The sequence below is a fragment of the Salmonella sp. GDC200615 genome (assembly GCF_050574145.1).
Taxonomy (GTDB): domain Bacteria; phylum Pseudomonadota; class Gammaproteobacteria; order Enterobacterales; family Enterobacteriaceae; genus Salmonella; species Salmonella enterica.
On sequence record NZ_CP192247.1, the window covers coordinates 3684604 to 3702721 of the forward strand.

Annotated in this window: 16 protein-coding genes and 5 pseudogenes; 16 read left to right on the forward strand and 5 right to left on the reverse strand. The window is 52.4% G+C overall.

The window, feature by feature from the left end; all coding sequences use genetic code 11:
- The first annotated feature begins 4 nt into the window (after nt 1-4).
- The 4 genes and pseudogenes from gabD to csiR all read left to right on the forward strand — a co-directional run bounded on the left by gabD (nt 5) and on the right by csiR (nt 5000).
- The gene (gene gabD, locus ACQ29O_RS17800; protein WP_045161702.1) at nt 5-1453 is read left to right on the forward strand and encodes an NADP-dependent succinate-semialdehyde dehydrogenase; all 1449 of its coding nucleotides are present in this window, start codon (nt 5-7) and stop codon (nt 1451-1453) included.
- 14 nt (nt 1454-1467) lie between these two features.
- A pseudogene (gene gabT / locus ACQ29O_RS17805) lies at nt 1468-2751 on the forward strand (4-aminobutyrate--2-oxoglutarate transaminase).
- Between the two features lie 129 nt (nt 2752-2880).
- Complete coding sequence (gene gabP / locus ACQ29O_RS17810; RefSeq protein ID WP_000531281.1) at nt 2881-4281, forward strand: GABA permease; 1401 nt, start codon at nt 2881-2883, stop codon at nt 4279-4281.
- A gap of 41 nt (nt 4282-4322) precedes the next feature.
- Entirely contained in the window at nt 4323-5000 is a 678-nt protein-coding gene (csiR, locus tag ACQ29O_RS17815; protein WP_000126151.1) for a DNA-binding transcriptional regulator CsiR, read from the forward strand.
- A 21-nt stretch (nt 5001-5021) separates the two neighbouring features.
- Here the strand turns inward: csiR and lysM are convergent, their stop codons facing one another.
- Together lysM and ACQ29O_RS17825 are read right to left on the reverse strand one after the other, a co-directional pair.
- Nucleotides 5022-5471 (reverse strand): peptidoglycan-binding protein LysM, encoded by a 450-nt coding sequence (gene lysM, locus ACQ29O_RS17820; protein WP_000522406.1) that lies wholly within the window; start codon nt 5469-5471, stop codon nt 5022-5024.
- 99 nt (nt 5472-5570) lie between these two features.
- Nucleotides 5571-5729 carry a YqaE/Pmp3 family membrane protein gene (locus ACQ29O_RS17825; RefSeq protein ID WP_000508175.1) on the reverse strand — a complete coding sequence of 53 codons (159 nt, stop codon included), beginning with the start codon at nt 5727-5729 and terminating at the stop codon, nt 5571-5573.
- A 182-nt stretch (nt 5730-5911) separates the two neighbouring features.
- Between ACQ29O_RS17825 and ACQ29O_RS17830 the strand changes: the two genes are divergently transcribed.
- The 3 genes from ACQ29O_RS17830 (at nt 5912) to ACQ29O_RS17840 (ending at nt 7006) form a co-directional block, all read left to right on the forward strand.
- Nucleotides 5912-6211: an ArsR/SmtB family transcription factor gene (locus ACQ29O_RS17830; protein ID WP_000137432.1), complete on the forward strand. Its 300-nt coding sequence runs from the start codon at nt 5912-5914 to the stop codon at nt 6209-6211.
- A gap of 9 nt (nt 6212-6220) precedes the next feature.
- A complete protein-coding gene (locus ACQ29O_RS17835) occupies nt 6221-6748 on the forward strand; it encodes a rhodanese family protein (RefSeq protein WP_000022013.1) in 528 nt (175 codons plus the stop codon).
- Between the two features lie 78 nt (nt 6749-6826).
- Nucleotides 6827-7006, forward strand: a complete 180-nt coding sequence (locus ACQ29O_RS17840) for a hypothetical protein (protein ID WP_000494943.1) — start codon at nt 6827-6829, stop codon at nt 7004-7006.
- 89 nt (nt 7007-7095) lie between these two features.
- Here ACQ29O_RS17840 and stpA read toward each other — a convergent pair.
- A pseudogene (gene stpA, locus ACQ29O_RS17845) lies at nt 7096-7497 on the reverse strand (DNA-binding protein StpA).
- A 697-nt stretch (nt 7498-8194) separates the two neighbouring features.
- Between stpA and alaE the strand changes: the two are divergent.
- Nucleotides 8195-8644, forward strand: coding sequence for an L-alanine exporter AlaE (gene alaE, locus ACQ29O_RS17850; protein ID WP_000492669.1), 450 nt, complete (start codon nt 8195-8197; stop codon nt 8642-8644).
- Nucleotides 8645-8678: 34 nt separating this feature from the next.
- On the opposite strand, the gene ACQ29O_RS17855 is transcribed toward alaE, so the two are convergent.
- Nucleotides 8679-9029, reverse strand: a complete 351-nt coding sequence (locus ACQ29O_RS17855; protein WP_000281305.1) for a DUF2002 family protein — start codon at nt 9027-9029, stop codon at nt 8679-8681.
- Nucleotides 9030-9190: 161 nt separating this feature from the next.
- Here ACQ29O_RS17855 and ACQ29O_RS17860 point away from each other — a divergent pair.
- A pseudogene (locus tag ACQ29O_RS17860) lies at nt 9191-9517 on the forward strand (DUF883 domain-containing protein).
- Between the two features lie 83 nt (nt 9518-9600).
- Here ACQ29O_RS17860 and ACQ29O_RS17865 read toward each other — a convergent pair.
- A pseudogene (locus tag ACQ29O_RS17865) lies at nt 9601-10935 on the reverse strand (PLP-dependent aminotransferase family protein).
- Nucleotides 10936-11023: 88 nt separating this feature from the next.
- Here ACQ29O_RS17865 and ACQ29O_RS17870 point away from each other — a divergent pair.
- From ACQ29O_RS17870 to proW, 7 genes and pseudogenes are all read left to right on the forward strand, one after another.
- On the forward strand, nt 11024-11455 hold the full coding sequence (locus tag ACQ29O_RS17870) for a carboxymuconolactone decarboxylase family protein (protein ID WP_000209804.1): 432 nt from the start codon (nt 11024-11026) through the stop codon (nt 11453-11455).
- A 271-nt stretch (nt 11456-11726) separates the two neighbouring features.
- Entirely contained in the window at nt 11727-11972 is a 246-nt protein-coding gene (nrdH, locus tag ACQ29O_RS17875; protein ID WP_000028870.1) for a glutaredoxin-like protein NrdH, read from the forward strand.
- Nucleotides 11969-12379 (forward strand): class Ib ribonucleoside-diphosphate reductase assembly flavoprotein NrdI, encoded by a 411-nt coding sequence (gene nrdI / locus ACQ29O_RS17880; protein WP_001275402.1) that lies wholly within the window; start codon nt 11969-11971, stop codon nt 12377-12379. Before nrdH ends, nrdI begins: the two co-directional genes overlap by 4 nt.
- On the forward strand, nt 12379-14496 hold the full coding sequence (gene nrdE, locus ACQ29O_RS17885) for a class 1b ribonucleoside-diphosphate reductase subunit alpha (RefSeq protein ID WP_371070403.1): 2118 nt from the start codon (nt 12379-12381) through the stop codon (nt 14494-14496). The genes nrdI and nrdE overlap by 1 nt, the downstream gene beginning before the upstream one ends.
- Nucleotides 14497-14506: 10 nt before the next feature.
- Nucleotides 14507-15466, forward strand: coding sequence for a class 1b ribonucleoside-diphosphate reductase subunit beta (gene nrdF, locus ACQ29O_RS17890; RefSeq protein WP_000777901.1), 960 nt, complete (start codon nt 14507-14509; stop codon nt 15464-15466).
- A 354-nt stretch (nt 15467-15820) separates the two neighbouring features.
- Entirely contained in the window at nt 15821-17023 is a 1203-nt protein-coding gene (proV, locus tag ACQ29O_RS17895; RefSeq protein WP_000985529.1) for a glycine betaine/L-proline ABC transporter ATP-binding protein ProV, read from the forward strand.
- Nucleotides 17016-18080: pseudogene (gene proW / locus ACQ29O_RS17900) on the forward strand (glycine betaine/L-proline ABC transporter permease ProW). Before proV ends, proW begins: the two are co-directional and overlap by 8 nt.
- The last annotated feature ends 38 nt before the right edge of the window (nt 18081-18118 follow it).

An 18118-nucleotide genomic window follows, 5' to 3' on the forward strand; every position in this document is an offset into this window, starting at 1 on the left:
AATTATGCAACTTAACGACTCTACCCTGTTCCGCCAGCAGGCCTTTATCGATGGCGACTGGCGCGACGCGCGCGGCGGCGATGTCATCCCCGTGAGCAACCCCGCCAACGGGAAACCGCTCGGCAATGTGCCCCAAATGGGGGCGGAAGAGACGCGCGACGCCATCAACGCCGCCAATCGCGCCCTGCCCGCCTGGCGCGCGCTCACCGCCAAAGAGCGAGCCAATATCCTGCGTCGCTGGTTCAATCTGATGATGGAACATCAGGACGATTTGGCGCATCTGATGACGCTGGAACAGGGTAAACCGCTGGCGGAAGCGAAAGGCGAAATTAGCTACGCCGCCTCGTTTATTGAATGGTTCGCCGAAGAGGGGAAGCGTATCTATGGCGACACGATTCCAGGTCATCAGGCCGATAAACGGCTGCTGGTGATTAAACAGCCCATCGGCGTCACCGCCGCGATTACCCCGTGGAACTTTCCCTCAGCAATGATCACCCGTAAAGCCGGCCCCGCGCTGGCCGCAGGCTGCACGATGGTACTCAAACCCGCCAGCCAGACGCCGTTTTCCGCGCTGGCGCTGGCGGAACTGGCCCGGCGCGCCGGAATTCCCGCAGGTGTATTTAACGTAGTTACCGGTTCGGCAGGCGATATCGGCGGCGAGCTGACCAGCAACCCGCTGGTACGCAAACTGTCGTTTACCGGCTCGACGGAGATTGGCCGCCAGCTAATGGAACAATGCGCCAAAGACATTAAAAAAGTGTCGCTGGAATTGGGCGGCAATGCGCCGTTTATCGTCTTTGACGATGCCGATCTGGATAAAGCCGTCGAAGGCGCGCTGGCTTCGAAGTTTCGCAACGCCGGGCAGACCTGTGTCTGCGCCAATAGATTGTATGTTCAGGACGGCGTTTACGATCGTTTTGCGGAAAAACTCAACCAGGCGGTAAATAAGCTCGCGGTCGGCGACGGCCTGCAAGCCGACGTCGCTATCGGGCCGCTGATTGATGAAAAAGCCGTGGCGAAAGTCCAGGAGCATATCGCCGACGCGCTGGAAAAAGGCGCCCGCGTCATTACGGGCGGTGAAGCGCACAAATTGGGCGGCAACTTCTTTCAACCGACCATTCTGGCGGATGTTCCTGATAACGCGAAAGTCGCCAAAGAAGAGACATTCGGGCCGCTCGCGCCTCTGTTCCGCTTCAGCGACGAGGCGGATGTCATCAGACAGGCTAACGATACCGAGTTCGGCCTGGCAGCCTATTTTTATGCACGCGATTTAAGCCGCGTTTTCCGCGTCGGCGAAGCGCTGGAATACGGCATCGTCGGTATTAATACCGGCATTATCTCCAACGAAGTCGCGCCTTTCGGCGGTATTAAGGCCTCCGGATTAGGCCGTGAAGGTTCCAAATACGGCATCGAAGATTATTTAGAAATCAAATATATGTGCATCGGCCTTTAACAGGAGAGTCGCTAATGAATACCAATAACGCTTTAATGCAGCGCCGTCATAACGCCGTTCCTCGCGGCGTGGGCCAGATTCACCCAATTTTCGCCGAGCGGGCGGAAAATTGTCGGGTCTGGGATGTCGAAGGCCGTGAGTATCTCGATTTCGCGGGCGGCATTGCCGTCCTGAACACCGGTCATTTACATCCGGGCATTGTTTCAGCGGTCGAAGCGCAGTTGAAGAAATTGTCCCATACCTGTTTTCAGGTGCTGGCCTATGAACCGTATCTGGCGTTGTGCGAACGCATGAACCAGAAGGTACCGGGCGATTTCGCCAAAAAAACGTTGCTGGTCACGACCGGTTCAGAAGCGGTTGAAAACGCCGTGAAAATCGCCCGCGCGGCAACAAAACGCAGCGGCGCTATCGCGTTTAGCGGCGCTTACCACGGTCGTACCCACTACACGCTCTCTCTGACCGGGAAAGTACACCCGTACTCTGCTGGTATGGGATTGATGCCAGGCCATGTCTACCGCGCGCTTTATCCTTGCCCGCTACACAACGTCAGCGACGACGACGCGATCGCCAGCATTGAACGCATCTTTAAAAATGATGCCGCGCCGGAAGATATCGCCGCCATTATTATTGAGCCGGTACAGGGCGAAGGCGGATTTTACGCCGCCTCTCCCGCGTTTATGCAGCGACTGCGCGCGCTATGCGACTAACACGGCATTATGTTGATTGCCGACGAAGTGCAAAGCGGCGCGGGCCGGACCGGTACGCTGTTCGCCATGGAACAGATGGGCGTTGCGGCAGATATTACCACGTTTGCGAAATCGATCGCCGGCGGCTTTCCGCTGGCAGGCGTTACCGGCCGGGCAGACGTGATGGACGCTATCGCGCCGGGCGGGCTGGGCGGCACCTATGCCGGAAACCCGATTGCCTGCGCCGCCGCGCTGGCGGTACTGGACATTTTCGAGCAGGAAAATCTACTGCAAAAGGCGAATACGCTTGGCAAAACGCTGCGCGATGGCCTGATGGAGATAGCGGAAACGCACCGTGAGATTGGTGACGTGCGCGGACTGGGCGCCATGATCGCCATTGAGTTGTTCGAAAATGGCGACCCCGGCAAACCGAACGCGGCTCTGACCGCCGACATTGTGGCCCGCGCCCGCGAGAAAGGGTTAATTCTGCTCTCCTGCGGTCCTTACTACAACATCTTGCGCATCCTCGTTCCACTCACTATTGAGGCCTCGCAGATTCGGCAAGGCCTGGAGATTATCGCCCAGTGCTTTGATGAGGCGAAACAAGCGTAATATCCAATAAGCAGCGTCGGGTGGCGACGTAACTGTCTTATCCGGCCTACAAAAACCGTTTCGATTGTAGGCCGAATAAGCCAGGCGCCATCCGGTAAACGAGCGCAATAACAATAAAGAGGTTTTAGGATGGGGCAATTGTCAGAATCACATGCATTAGGGGGCGGGCTGAAATCACGCCACGTCACCATGTTATCGATCGCCGGCGTCATCGGCGCCAGCCTGTTTGTCGGTTCCAGCGTGGCGATTGCGGAGGCCGGCCCTGCGGTACTGCTGGCCTATCTGTTCGCAGGACTTTTAGTCGTCATGATTATGCGAATGCTGGCTGAAATGGCCGTCGCCACACCGGATACCGGTTCTTTTTCCACCTATGCGGATAAAGCGATCGGCCCCTGGGCCGGGTATACCATCGGCTGGTTATACTGGTGGTTTTGGGTGCTGGTTATTCCGCTGGAGGCCAATATTGCCGCCATTATTCTGAATTCATGGATACCGGGTATTCCGGTATGGCTATTTTCATTAGTGATTACGCTTGCCTTAACCGGAAGCAATTTATTGAGCGTCAAAAATTACGGCGAGTTCGAATTCTGGCTGGCGCTATGTAAAGTAATTGCCATTCTGGCGTTTATCGCGCTGGGCGCGACAGCGATTAGCGGTTTTTATCCGTATGCTGAGGTAAGCGGTATCTCCCGGCTATGGGATCACGGTGGTTTTATGCCTAACGGCTTCGGCGCGGTGTTAAGCGCCATGTTGATCACCATGTTCTCTTTTATGGGCGCGGAAATCGTCACTATTGCTGCCGCGGAATCCGATACGCCGGATAAACATATCGTACGCGCCACCAATTCTGTTATCTGGCGAATTTCCATCTTTTACCTGTGTTCCATTTTTGTGGTGGTGGCGCTGATCCCGTGGAATATGCCGGGTCTGAAAAGCGTAGGTTCGTACCGTTCGGTACTGGAGCTGCTTCATATTCCGCACGCAAAATTCATTATGGACTGCGTGATTTTGTTGTCGGTGACCAGTTGTCTGAACTCCGCATTATATACCGCCTCCCGGATGCTCTATTCCCTTAGCCGCCGCGGCGATGCGCCTGCGATAATGGGAAAAACTAACCGTAGCAAAACGCCCTGGGTGGCGGTTCTCCTCTCTACCGGCGCGGCCTTTTTAACCGTTATCGTCAATTATTACGCCCCGGCAAAAGTGTTTAAATTTCTTATCGACAGTTCCGGCGCCATCGCGCTGCTGGTCTATCTGGTGATTGCGATTTCGCAATTGCGGATGCGTAAAATTCTGCTGGCGCAGGGCGGAGAAATTAAGTTGAAAATGTGGCTTTATCCGTGGCTCACCTGGCTGGTTATCGGCTTTATCTGCTTTGTTCTGGTGGTGATTCTATTTCGACCGGCACAGCAACTAGAAGTCATTTCAACGGGGCTGTTAGGGCTGGGCATAATAGGTACTGTCCCCATTATGTCTCGCTGGAAAAAACTGATAAGGTGGCAAAAAGCCCCCCTGCAAAACCTACGTTAGTTATTCCCGGCGTCAGCCGGGAAGCTTCTCAGGAGTAAAAGATGACCGCCCTTTCCCAACCGACGGCCATAGATGGCTATCGCTGGCTTAAAAATGACATTATTCGCGGCACTTATCAGCCGGATGAGAAACTGCGGATGAGTTTATTAACCGCCCGCTATGCGCTCGGCGTAGGGCCGCTGCGTGAGGCGCTGTCGCAACTGGTGGCGGAACGGCTGGTCACCGTGGTGAATCAAAAAGGCTATCGCGTGGCATCCATGTCAGAGGCGGAACTCCTCGATATTTTTGACGCGCGCGCCAATATGGAAGCGATGCTGGTACGCCTGGCGATTGAACGCGGCGATGATGCGTGGGAGGCGGAGATCCTGGCGCGAGCGCATATGCTCAGTAAACTGGAAGCCAGCGATGCCAGTGAACATATGCTCGATGAATGGGATCAGCGCCACCAGGCGTTCCATTCCGCCATTGTCGCCGGGTGCGGCTCCCACTATCTGCTACAGATGCGCGAACGCTTATTTGACCTGGCGGCCCGCTACCGCTTTATTTGGTTACGTGAAACCGTTCTGTCCGTCGAGATGCTGGAAGATAAACATATCCAGCATCACACGCTAACCGAAGCGATACTGGCGCGCGAGGCGGCACGCGCCGGCGAATTAATGCGTCAGCATTTGCTGACGCCGATTCCCATTATTCGCCAGGCGATGGCAGGGAAAATGTAGCCTGGCGCGACCTGATAGCCATTATTCTTCAGGAATACGCAACACTTGTCCCGGATATATTTTTTCCGGGCTTTTCAGCATCGGTTTATTTGCCTCGAAGATTTTATTATACAGATTGGCGTTACCATACACTTGCTTTGAAATAGCGCTCAGGGTGTCGCCTGATTTTACGGTATAAAACTGACTTTCAGCCGCTGGCGTCGTGGTTTTAACCTGATCGTCAACGCTGCTAATCCCGGCGATATTCCCCACGGCAACCAGAATTTTTTCTTTTGCCTCCTGACTCAGCCCATCCCCCGTCACTGTCGCTTTTCCATCAGCTATTTGCACATTCACTTTGTCAGCGTCGGGTATTCCCGTTTTATTTAAATGTTCCTGGACTTTTTTCGCCTGATCGTCCTTATCATGATTAGCGGTTACCGCGTCCCAGAGTTTTTCACCTGCATCTTTTACAAAATTGAAAAGTCCCATATTCACCTCGCTTGTCAAAAATACACACAAAGAAAAGTGTAGCAGAGGGAATGAGGTTATCCTGATAAGCGGCGCTTATGCGCCGCCGGTGGCCGGTAATTAATGACGCATCTGAACCCAAAATGCGTGGATAAGCCCCGGAATATATCCGAGTAATGTCAGCAGGATATTAAGGATAAATGCCCAACCGAACCCTTTTCCTAAAAGTACGCCGAGCGGAGGCAAAATAATCGTAAATACAATTCTCCAGAAACCCATATACACTCCATACAAGCAAAATTAGTCATTGTTTAAAAAGAGATTTTATCTCTAAGCATAGTCAGTTTACCTGAGCCTGCCAGTCGCGCGCCGCGCTTTTACCCTCCTTTACGCTTTTTACGCTGGCATCAGGTTGATGTTTATTTTAGAATTAACTAAATTTAGAAAATACTTAAATAACTATGACAGAGCTTGAACAACTTCAGGCCAGCGCAGAACAGGCGGCGGCCCTGCTCAAAGCGATGAGCCACCCAAAAAGATTACTGATTTTATGTATGCTTTGCGGTTCGCCAAAAACCAGCGCAGGCGAACTGGCGCGCATTACCGGGCTAAGCCCCTCCGCGACGTCGCAACATCTGGCGCGGATGCGGGAAGAAGGGCTGATTGATAGTCAACGCGATGCCCAGCGCATTCACTATTTCATTAAAAATGAGGCGGTTAATACGATTATCGCCACGTTAAAGAATCTCTATTGTCCATAAGGAGGCACGATGTCCATTGGGATAGTTTCCCCCCGTGAGGCGCAAGCGCTGATAGCGCAAGGCGCGAAACTGATTGATGTACGCGACGCCGACGAATATCTGCGCGAGCATATTCCACATGCGCAACTGACGCCGCTTTCCCGGCTTGAACAGGGCGATTTGCCCGCCAACCTGCGAGCGGAACAGATTATTTTTCACTGTCAGTCAGGTAAACGAACCAGCAGCAATGCAGCAAAACTACAGGCCATTGCCGCCCCTGCTCAGGTCAGTCTACTGGAAGGCGGCATCGACGGATGGAAAGCGGCAGGATTGCCCGTCACAGAAGACAAATCGCAACCGTTGCCACTGATGCGTCAGGTGCAAATCGCCGCCGGCGGGTTGACGTTGCTTGGGGTGATTCTGGGCTATACGGTCCACGGCGGCTTTTTCCTCATTAGCGGTTTTGTCGGGGCCGGGTTAATGCTGGCAGGCATGACCGGCTTCTGCGGAATGGCGCGACTACTGGAAAAAATGCCCTGGAATACCCGTACTCATTAAGCGGTACCTTCACCGCGCGTCGGTAGGTGTGTAGTAGACTGAAGGCGGGTTTATACCATTGTTCAACAGGAGAGCGTGATGTTCACACCAGGCGATATCGTACAGCCCCGAATGGGTGGGCCGAAACTGAAAGTGATTGAAGTCAACGAGGATCATATTGTCGCGGTACAGGTCGGTAATGAGCAGGGCGAAAAATTGATCCTCAAAGCGGCAGATGTCACCCCCTATTGCGAAGAGGGCGATTTTGGCGTGTGCTGATTTATCAGAATGAGCATGGCGCAACGTTCCCTGAGCCCCGGTTAATAGAGACAGGAAACGCAGCGCCATCTGTTAAAGGTTATCCGTGATTAGATTAAGAAATCATCCAGAGATTTCCCCGCCGCCAGCGCCTGGGCAATCGGTTTAGGCGTACGGCCTTGTCCGGTCCAGGTTTTTTCTTCGCCATTGAAATCAGTAAAACGATATTTTGCCGGACGCGGCTGACGCTTTTTAGCAGAACGCGGCATTGCTGAATCCATGGCAAATAACTCTTCCGGGTTAATACCGTCTGCTTTCATCAGCTCCAGAAAGGCATTAATTTTCTCCTGCTTCTCGGCAAGCTGGCGTTGCTGCAATTCTTCTTCTTCGCGTCTTTCTTTAGTGACAACCCTGAATTTTTCGAGCATTTCTTCAAGAACGTCAATGGAGAATTAGCGAGCCATAGCGCGCAGCGTGCGGATATTATTTAAGTTCTGTAACATCAAATTCATATCAATAAAAACCTTTTAACGCAGAAAACAAAAACTATTACAGGCGGTATTGTATGCGATTATTGATTATATTTCCAGATCCTAAAGTTCATACAGATATACTCAGTATAACTCGATTAATTATATTAATCTGTTAACCAGAAGGTTATATTCATTACCCCCTGTGTGTTTCAGGTTATTCTGCCTACGGTATATCTGTAGGTTTCCCGTTCGGCTGTTTATAGCGTATTGCGTATCTCAGTAACCACGGCGACCCTCACGGTGGCTGACCTTATACAGAAGTGAATATTTCATCACAATAAGAGATTAACCATTCAAAAATCATCATCAGAGCTTTATGCTAAAAATCAGCCTGCAATAGCTATAATTATGCTGAGAAAAGTAGAGCGCGTGCCGTTAGCCGAGAATACATCGCATCTGACAACATTTGGAATGTGGCTGAAAATCGCCAGAAAAACAATGCATTATAATGCATTGATTTAAAAGTAATTAATGACTAACAACAACGAAAATCTCGCCGCGAGCAAAAAACACACAATCACAGAGTATTTTATCGACAAAAAGCCTATAAATAAAAATATTACACTAGTTGATAGTTATTATATGGGGATATACTCTATGCAAAGACAAAAGTGCTTTATGATTTCACTACCAACCATCACCTCATTCTGATCGATACGCTACAAGGAGCATTAACATGTTCTCTCCACAGTCACGCTTGCGTCATGCCGTAGCAGACACGTTTGCGATGGTTGTTTACTGTTCTGTTGTGAACATGTTGATCGAGATATTCCTCTCCGGAATGAGCTTTGAGCAGTCGCTTTCTTCCAGGCTGGTGGCGATACCTGTCAACATTTTGATTGCATGGCCATACGGCGTTTACCGCGATCTGATTATGCGCGTCGCGCGTAAGGCAAGCCCGGCGGGATGGGCCAAAAACCTGGCGGATGTATTGGCTTATGTCACCTTTCAGTCACCCGTTTATATTATCATCTTGCTGACCGTCGGTGCCGGCTGGCATCAGATAGTGGCCGCCGTAAGTTCAAACATTGTTGTTTCAATGTTAATGGGCGCGGTTTATGGCTACTTCCTGGATTATTGTCGCCGCCTGTTTAAAGTGAGCAGCTATCATCAGGCTAAGGCGTAAGTTAGCGTCGCGACTGGCATTGCCAGTCGCGCTTTTAGTCGGTTTTTTCGTCGCCAAAAAGCCCATTCAGATAACGTTCTAACGCTATTCGGGAGCTAAAGCCGTGGGGAATACCGTAATGTTCGTGGGTCTCGCCGCCTAAATAGAGCGGAAAATTTTGATAGTGATCGCAGGTTTTAATATCCGAAGCCGGGTCAGCCAGTGATGAGCTACGGTCTTTTAATCTGGGGTGAATGATCAGCGCGGTACGCCCCATACGCGCCTCGCGGTTAACATAAACATAATTCTCGCCGCGTCGATAACCATACGTCTTATTCGTCACCACATCGACGGTAAACCCTGCCTTTTCCAGTACCCGCGCCACCTCGTCAGGTCGTAAATACATATTTTATCCTCATTCTCTTTTACTGCGGGCTTACCCTACCCGATAGCGCGTTATCAACGCTTTCAGAAAAGTCCAGAAACGCATGATATCGCCGTAACAAGCCTCAGCAGGTAAAAATATGAACTACACTGAAAGCTACATCGAAATCAATGGAGGATCATATGCTTAACAAACCGAACCGAAACGACGTCGATGATGGTGTTCAGGATATTCAGAATGATGTCAATCGATTAGCCGACAGTCTGGAAGATGTCCTTAAATCCTGGGGAAGCGATGCGAAAGACGAAGCCGAGGCTGCGCGACGTAAAGCACAGGCGTTGCTGAAAGAGACCCGGGCGCGGATGCATGGACGTACTCGCGTAAAACAAGCCGCCTGTGATGCGATGGGGTGCGCGGATACGTTTGTGCGTGAAAAACCCTAGTGTAGCGTAGGAACCGCCGCAGCGGTAGGAATTTTTATCGGGGCGTTGCTTAGCCTGCGTCGCTAACGACGTGCGCTGCCGGATGGCGACATACTTTATTGGGCCTGCATCATTGCCGCAGGCCCAGGTCGCGCCATTCGGCGAAACGGTTACTGTATCGCCTGTCGAAGCTGCCATGCGACCTGTTTCGCCATGGCGGCGGAAGTAATATTGGTAAACGACAGTAAAATGCCCCCCTTTCCTGACGAAACCACTCGCCAACGGCTTAGCGCCTGTACCGCCAGTCCGGCCTGATTCGCTTTCGCTACCTGCGCTTTATCATCGCCTTCAACCTCAATAACCAGTTGAATACCGCCTTTCTGTAATGTCACGACAAATCCCTGTTCTGCCAGCGCCTCTTCAATCCATAACCGTCGCTGAGCATAATGTTGACGCATCTTTTTCAGATGCCGCCAGAAATGGCCATCACGGATAAAATCAGCCAGCGTGTGCTGCCATAACAACGGTACGCTACAGGGCATCAGCGACGCCTGCTGGCGGAAATGCTCAATCTGCTTTATCGGCACCACCAGCTAGGCGGTACGTAATGCCGGAAAGAGCGACTTACTGAACGTTCCGGCGTAAATCACTCGCTGCGGGGCATCCAGACTCTTGAGCGGCGGAAGCGGTTTACCGTGATAACGAAATTCGCTGTCGTAGTCATCTTCAATAATCCAGGCCTGCACATTCACCGCCCATGCCAGAAGTTGCCGTCGGCGAGTTAACGACAGCGCCACCCCCAACGGACTTTGATGGGCGGGCGTCACCAATGCAAAGCGCCCCTGCGGGCAATCCCGCATCCCCGCCGCGACATTCAGCCCATCCGCATCGACCGGAATCGGCGCCAGCGTAATCCCCTCCTGCGTTATCACCGGGCGAATTAACGGAAAACCGGGATCTTCCACCCACATGCTGTCTCCCGGCACAGACAATGTACGCAGGATTAGCCACATAGAATCCGCATATCCGGAGGTAATAAATACCTGTTCCGGCAGGCATTCAATGCTACGCGAAACCCGCAGGTAATCGACTATCGCCTGGCGCAAAATCGCCTCGCCGCAGACGTCGCCTAATGCCAGATCGAAGCGCGTCTGCGTGCGCAACCGACGCCCCATCACTCGCGCCCACTTCTCGCGTGGAAAGAGATCCAGCGCCGGTAACCCCATCTGAAAGGGTTTCGGTTCCGGACTTTCTCCGGCAAAAACAGCGGGTATCGGCGGCGCCGTCTCAAACCGTAGAGCGTTGCTCACAAACGTGCCTGCCTGACCACGTCGCTCCAGCCAGCCCTGCGCCACCAGCTCGCCATAGGCATTTTCCACCGTGGCGCGAGAAACGCCCAGTTCCTGCGCCCACGTCCGGCTGGAAGGCAAGCGCGTTCCGGGCGCGAGTTCTCCTTGCTCAATGGCCGTTTTTAACTGACGAGCGATGTGCTGATAGCGCGGCATATGGTCTGCTTTTTCTGTAAAAATATGGCTCTCTTTTACAGACCATTATAGTGCTACAGTGCTCGTCATCAACACGAGGAGAAACATGATGACGACGTTACGCCAACCCTATTATGAACTGAGCCCGGAGGTTTACAGCGCTCTGGTGCAGGCGAAAAACGCGCTGGAAAAGAGCACGATTGACCCCACTCTGATGGAGCTGATTTACCTGCGTGTTTCGCAAATAAATGGTTGTGCATTTTGCCTGGAGATGCACAGTAAAGCGCTGCGTAAGGCTGGCGTGAATCAAGCTAAATTAGATGCGCTGGCAGGATGGCGGGTAAGCCACCATTTCAACGAGCAAGAGTGCGCGGCGTTAGCCTGGGCGGAATCGGTGACGCACATTGCTGAAACCCACGCCGAAGATAATGTTTACCTGCCGCTGCTCGATCATTTCAGCGCGCGTGAAATCAGCGATCTGACCTTCGCTATTGGTTTAATGAACTGCTTTAACCGTCTGGCGATCGGTATGCGAATGTGACGCATTGTTGCCGGATGGCGCTGATGTCAGCCAACTCTGTTATGCGTCAACCTGCAGGCCGGAGCGGGCGTTCATGCCACCATCCGGCAAAAATTAGCCATGCCACCCCTACCCCGCTGCGTTCATCAGCGACGTTAAAATCAATCGAAAATTCCCATATCTTGTATGGTTGAATCTTAATTCAACTACATCTAGTATTTCGTGTATCAACACACGACAATCCGACGCGTTTCATCGCGCCGTTTTCTCATTTTAAATGGAAATACGAATCATGAGCATTACTATTTACACTCGCAATAACTGTGTTCAGTGCCACGCCACAAAGCGGGCGATGGAAAGCCGTGGATTTGAATTTGAGATGGTGAACGTCGATCTGGTGCCGGATGCAGCGGATACGCTCCGGGCGCAAGGGTTTCGTCAATTACCGGTGGTGATGGCGGGCGATTTGAGCTGGTCTGGCTTCCGTCCGGACATGATTAACCGTCTGCACCCGACACCCCACGCGGCAAACGCATGAGCGCGCTCGTCTACTTCTCCAGCAGCTCTGAAAATACGCACCGTTTTATGCAGCGTCTGGGGCTGCCCGCCACGCGTATTCCGCTCAATGAGCGGGAGCGAATTCAGGTAGACGAACCGTACATTCTGGTTGTGCCGTCATACGGCGGCGGCGGGATGGCCGGTGCGGTGCCGCGACAGGTGATCCGCTTTTTAAATGATGAACACAACCGGGCGCGCATTCGCGGCGTTATCGCCTCCGGTAATCGCAATTTCGGCGATGCCTGGGGATGCGCTGGCGATGTGATAGCACAAAAATGCGGCGTCCCCTGGCTGTACCGCTTTGAGCTCATGGGCACACAACGCGACATCGATAACGTCCGAAAAGGAGTAAATGAATTTTGGCAACAACTATCCCGGAGCGCGTAATGCAGGAAACCATGGATTACCACGCCCTGAACGCGATGCTGAATCTTTACGATAAAGCAGGCCATATTCAGTTCGACAAGGACCAGCAGGCGATCGACGCCTTCTTTGCCACCCACGTCCGCCCGCATTCCGTGACGTTTGCCAGCCAGCATGAACGTCTGGAGACGCTGGTTCGGGAAGGGTATTACGATGACGCTGTCCTCGCGCGTTACAACCGCTCCTTCGTCCTCCGCCTGTTCGAGCACGCCCACGCCAGCGGCTTTCGCTTCCAGACGTTTCTTGGCGCCTGGAAGTTCTATACCAGTTACACGCTGAAAACCTTCGACGGCAAACGTTATCTGGAACACTTTGAAGATCGGGTGACAATGGTGGCGTTGACGCTGGCGCAGGGTGACGAAACGCTGGCCACCCAACTGACCGATGAAATGCTTTCTGGTCGCTTTCAGCCCGCTACCCCGACTTTTTTAAATTGCGGTAAACAGCAGCGTGGGGAACTGGTCTCCTGCTTCCTGCTCCGTATCGAAGACAACATGGAGTCGATCGGGCGGGCGGTGAATTCGGCGCTGCAACTCTCCAAACGCGGCGGCGGCGTCGCGTTTTTACTCTCCAATCTGCGCGAGGCGGGCGCGCCGATCAAACGCATTGAGAATCAGTCTTCCGGCGTGATCCCGGTGATGAAAATGCTGGAAGACGCGTTTTCGTATGCCAACCAGCTTGGCGCGCGCCAGGGGGCCGGCGCGGTTTATCTCCATGCGCACCACCCGGATATTCTGCGTTTTCTGGATACCAAACGGGAAAATGCCGACGAAAAAATCCGGATCAAAACGCTCTCTCTCGGCGTGGTGATCCCGGATATCACCTTCCGGCTGGCGAAAGAAAACGCGCAAATGGCGCTCTTTTCGCCCTATGACGTACAACGACGCTACGGCAAACCGTTTGGCGATATCGCCATTAGCGAACGGTACGATGAATTAATTGCCGATCCGCACGTGCGTAAAACCTATATTAACGCCCGTGACTTTTTTCAAACACTGGCGGAGATTCAGTTCGAATCCGGGTATCCCTACATCATGTTTGAAGATACGGTAAACCGCGCGAATCCCATTGCTGGGCGCATTAATATGAGCAACCTGTGCTCGGAAATTTTACAGGTCAATAGCGCCTCCCGTTACGACGATAACCTTGACTATACCCACATCGGGCATGACATTTCCTGCAATCTCGGCTCGCTGAATATCGCTCACGTCATGGAATCACCGGACATTGGTCGTACCGTAGAAACCGCTATTCGCGGCCTGACGGCGGTGTCGGACATGAGCCATATACGCAGCGTACCCTCAATAGCCGCCGGTAATGCCGCCTCTCATGCCATCGGTCTGGGCCAGATGAATCTGCATGGCTATCTGGCGAGAGAAGGCATTGCCTACGGTTCGCCGGAGGCGTTGGATTTCACCAATCTCTATTTTTACACCATTACCTGGCATGCCGTGCATACTTCAATGCGGCTGGCCCGCGAACGCGGCAAAACCTTCGCCGGATTTGCGCAGTCGCGCTATGCCAGCGGCGACTATTTTACGCAGTATTTACAGGACGACTGGCAACCGAAAACGGCGAAAGTCAGAACGCTATTTGCCCGCAGCGGCATTACGCTGCCCACACGAGAAATGTGGCTAAAGCTGCGCGACGATGTGATGCGCTATGGCATCTATAACCAAAATTTGCAGGCGGTGCCGCCGACCGGTTCGATTTCTTACATTAATCATGCGACCTCCAGCATTCATCCGATTGTGGCCAAAATTGAGATTCGCAAAGAGGGCAAAACCGGGCGTGTGTATTACCCCGCGCCGTTTATGACCAATGAAAATCTGGACATGTATCAGGATGCTTACGATATCGGTCCGGAAAAAATTATTGATACCTATGCCGAGGCCACGCGCCACGTCGATCAAGGACTGTCGCTCACCCTGTTTTTCCCCGATACCGCCACGACCCGCGATATCAACAAAGCGCAGATCTATGCCTGGCGAAAAGGTATTAAGTCACTGTATTACATCCGGCTTCGCCAGTTGGCGCTGGAAGGTACTGAAATTGAAGGCTGCGTATCCTGCGCGCTATAAGGAAAGCCATATGAAATTATCTCGTATTAGCGCCATCAACTGGAACAAGATCCAGGACGACAAAGATCTGGAGGTGTGGAACCGGCTGACCAGTAACTTCTGGCTGCCGGAAAAAGTGCCGTTATCGAATGATATTCCGGCCTGGCAGACGCTGAGCGCCGCCGAACAGCAGCTCACCATTCGCGTGTTTACGGGACTTACGCTGCTCGACACTATCCAGAACATCGCAGGCGCGCCGTCGTTAATGGCAGATGCCATCACGCCGCATGAAGAGGCAGTGCTGTCGAACATCAGCTTTATGGAAGCGGTACACGCCCGCTCTTACAGTTCTATTTTTTCCACGCTGTGCCAGACGAAAGAGGTTGATGCCGCCTACGCCTGGAGCGAAGAAAACCCGCCGCTTCAGCGTAAGGCGCAGATTATTTTGGCTCATTACGTCAGCGATGAACCGCTAAAGAAAAAGATTGCCAGCGTCTTTTTAGAGTCTTTTCTGTTCTATTCCGGCTTCTGGCTGCCGATGTATTTCTCCAGCCGCGGTAAGCTCACGAACACTGCCGACCTGATTCGTTTAATCATTCGCGATGAAGCGGTTCACGGTTATTATATTGGTTATAAGTATCAGATAGCGCTACAAAAACTATCGGCAATCGAGCGTGAAGAGTTAAAGCTTTTCGCGCTGGATTTGTTGATGGAACTGTACGACAACGAAATCTGCTACACAGAAGCGTTATATGCGGAAACCGGCTGGGTTAACGACGTCAAAGCCTTCTTGTGCTACAACGCCAATAAAGCCTTAATGAACCTGGGTTATGAGGCGTTATTTCCGCCAGAGATGGCTGACGTGAATCCCGCAATCCTTGCCGCGCTCTCGCCGAATGCCGACGAAAATCATGATTTCTTTTCCGGATCAGGTTCATCTTATGTGATGGGGAAAACAGTCGAAACCGAAGACGAAGACTGGAATTTTTAACCTTGCGGGCATGGGAAATAACGTTACATTTTCCATGCCTTTATTTCAAGCAATACCGGGTTAAATCGCGCAAATATTACAACATGTCCTACACTCAATACGAGTGACATTATTCACTTGGATTCCTCCAATTCAGGTGGATTTTTGCTGGTTGTTCCAAAAAATATCTCTTCCTCCCCATTCGCGTTCAGCCCTTATATCATGGGAAATCACAGCCGATAGCACCTCGCAATATTCATGCCAGAAGCAAATTCAGGGTTGTCTCAGATTCTGAGTATGTTAGGGTAGAAAAAGGTAACTATTTCTATCAGGTAACATATCGACATAAGTAAATAACAGGAATCATTCTATTGCATGGCAATTAAATTAGAAGTGAAGAATCTGTATAAAATATTTGGAGAGCATCCGCAGCGTGCCTTCAAATATATTGAAAAGGGACTATCGAAAGAGCAAATACTGGAAAAAACGGGGCTATCGCTTGGCGTTAAAGACGCCAGTCTGGCCATTGAAGAAGGCGAGATATTTGTCATCATGGGATTATCCGGCTCGGGTAAATCCACAATGGTACGCCTTCTCAATCGCCTGATTGAACCCACCCGCGGACAGGTACTGATTGACGGCGTTGATATTGCCAAAATATCAGACGCTGAGCTTCGCGAGGTGCGCAGGAAAAAGATTGCGATGGTCTTCCAGTCATTTGCGCTCATGCCGCATATGACCGTGCTGGATAATACGGCATTCGGTATGGAATTAGCGGGCATCGCGGCGCAAGAGCGTCGCGAAAAAGCGCTGGACGCCTTGCGTCAGGTGGGGCTTGAAAATTACGCTCATGCCTATCCGGATGAACTTTCCGGTGGGATGCGTCAGCGTGTTGGACTTGCCCGCGCGCTGGCAATCAACCCTGATATCTTATTAATGGACGAAGCGTTTTCCGCCCTCGATCCATTAATTCGTACCGAAATGCAGGATGAACTGGTGAAATTACAGGCGAAACATCAGCGCACCATTGTCTTTATTTCCCACGATCTTGATGAGGCTATGCGTATTGGCGACAGGATTGCCATTATGCAAAATGGCGAGGTCGTACAGGTTGGTACGCCGGATGAGATCCTGAATAATCCGGCAAATGATTATGTCCGCACGTTCTTCCGTGGCGTGGATATTAGTCAGGTCTTTAGCGCCAAAGATATTGCCCGTCGCAGTCCGGTCGGCTTAATTCGTAAAACGCCAGGTTTCGGTCCCCGTTCGGCACTGAAATTATTACAGGACGAAGACCGTGAATATGGTTACGTCATTGAGCGTGGCAATAAATTCGTGGGCGTCGTGTCCATCGACTCATTAAAAGCGGCATTAAGCCAGGCGCAAGGGATTGAAGCGGCGCTTATCGACGACCCTTTAGTTGTTGATGCGCAAACCCCACTCAGCGAGTTGCTCTCTCACGTCGGCCAGGCGCCCTGCGCGGTGCCGGTTGTCGATGAAGAACACCAGTATGTTGGCATTATTTCAAAACGTATGTTGCTACAGGCTTTAGATCGCGAGGGGGGTAACAATGGCTGATCAAACGAATCCGTGGGATACCGCACAGGTGGCCGATACTACGACGCAAACGGCTGATGCCTGGGGAACACCGGCAGGCGTAGCCACGGACGGCGGCAGTACCGACTGGTTGAACAGCGCGCCCGCGCCAGCCCCTGAACACTTTTCTCTTCTGGACCCGTTCCATAAGACGCTGATCCCGCTGGATAGCTGGGTCACAGAGGGAATCGACTGGGTCGTCACCCATTTCCGTCCCCTTTTTCAGGGGATTCGTGTGCCGGTGGATTACATCCTCAACGGCTTTCAGCAACTGCTGCTGGGAATGCCCGCCCCTGTGGCGATTATTCTCTTTGCGCTGATTGCCTGGCAGGTTTCCGGCGTGGGCATGGGGATCGCGACGCTGATATCGCTGATCGCGATCGGCGCGATCGGTGCCTAGTCGCAGGCGATGATTACCCTGGCGCTGGTGTTGACCGCCCTGTTGTTCTGCGTCGTGATCGGATTACCGATGGGAATCTGGCTGGCGCGCAGCCCGCGTGCGGCCAAAATAGTTCGTCCGCTGCTGGATGCGATGCAGACCACGCCCGCGTTTGTCTATCTGGTGCCGATTGTCATGTTATTCGGCATCGGTAACGTGCCGGGCGTGGTGGTGACGATTATTTTTGCTCTACCGCCGATTGTACGCCTGACGATCCTGGGCATTAACCAGGTGCCTGCCGACTTAATTGAAGCGTCGCGCTCGTTCGGCGCCAGCCCGCGCCAAATGTTGTTCAAAGTGCAACTACCGCTGGCGATGCCCACCATTATGGCAGGCGTTAATCAGACGCTGATGCTGGCTCTCTCGATGGTCGTTATCGCCTCGATGATTGCGGTCGGCGGACTTGGCCAGATGGTACTACGCGGCATTGGTCGTCTTGATATGGGGCTGGCAACCGTCGGCGGCGTCGGCATTGTGATTCTCGCCATCATTCTGGACCGTCTGACGCAGGCCGTCGGGCGCGACTCGCGTAGCCGCGGTAACCGTCGCTGGTATACCACCGGTCCTGTTGGGCTAATCACCCGCCCTTTCGTTAAGTAACTCTCCTGACGCCCGGTGACATTGCGCTTACCGGGCTT

What these genes read in the sequence shown, in the direction of transcription:
- nrdE (WP_371070403.1), top strand. Translation starts at nt 12,379, where the DNA reads ATGCAGGAAACCATGGATTACCACGCCCTGAACGCGATGCTGAATCTT.
- csiR (WP_000126151.1), top strand. Translation starts at nt 4,323, where the DNA reads ATGACCGCCCTTTCCCAACCGACGGCCATAGATGGCTATCGCTGGCTT.
- lysM (WP_000522406.1), bottom strand. Translation starts at nt 5,471, where the DNA reads ATGGGACTTTTCAATTTTGTAAAAGATGCAGGTGAAAAACTCTGGGAC.
- nrdH (WP_000028870.1), top strand. Translation starts at nt 11,727, where the DNA reads ATGAGCATTACTATTTACACTCGCAATAACTGTGTTCAGTGCCACGCC.
- ACQ29O_RS17835 (WP_000022013.1), top strand. Translation starts at nt 6,221, where the DNA reads ATGTCCATTGGGATAGTTTCCCCCCGTGAGGCGCAAGCGCTGATAGCG.
- gabP (WP_000531281.1), top strand. Translation starts at nt 2,881, where the DNA reads ATGGGGCAATTGTCAGAATCACATGCATTAGGGGGCGGGCTGAAATCA.
- ACQ29O_RS17855 (WP_000281305.1), bottom strand. Translation starts at nt 9,029, where the DNA reads ATGTATTTACGACCTGACGAGGTGGCGCGGGTACTGGAAAAGGCAGGG.
- nrdF (WP_000777901.1), top strand. Translation starts at nt 14,507, where the DNA reads ATGAAATTATCTCGTATTAGCGCCATCAACTGGAACAAGATCCAGGAC.
- ACQ29O_RS17840 (WP_000494943.1), top strand. Translation starts at nt 6,827, where the DNA reads ATGTTCACACCAGGCGATATCGTACAGCCCCGAATGGGTGGGCCGAAA.
- proV (WP_000985529.1), top strand. Translation starts at nt 15,821, where the DNA reads ATGGCAATTAAATTAGAAGTGAAGAATCTGTATAAAATATTTGGAGAG.
- gabD (WP_045161702.1), top strand. Translation starts at nt 5, where the DNA reads ATGCAACTTAACGACTCTACCCTGTTCCGCCAGCAGGCCTTTATCGAT.
- alaE (WP_000492669.1), top strand. Translation starts at nt 8,195, where the DNA reads ATGTTCTCTCCACAGTCACGCTTGCGTCATGCCGTAGCAGACACGTTT.
- ACQ29O_RS17825 (WP_000508175.1), bottom strand. Translation starts at nt 5,729, where the DNA reads ATGGGTTTCTGGAGAATTGTATTTACGATTATTTTGCCTCCGCTCGGC.
- nrdI (WP_001275402.1), top strand. Translation starts at nt 11,969, where the DNA reads ATGAGCGCGCTCGTCTACTTCTCCAGCAGCTCTGAAAATACGCACCGT.
- ACQ29O_RS17830 (WP_000137432.1), top strand. Translation starts at nt 5,912, where the DNA reads ATGACAGAGCTTGAACAACTTCAGGCCAGCGCAGAACAGGCGGCGGCC.
- ACQ29O_RS17870 (WP_000209804.1), top strand. Translation starts at nt 11,024, where the DNA reads ATGACGACGTTACGCCAACCCTATTATGAACTGAGCCCGGAGGTTTAC.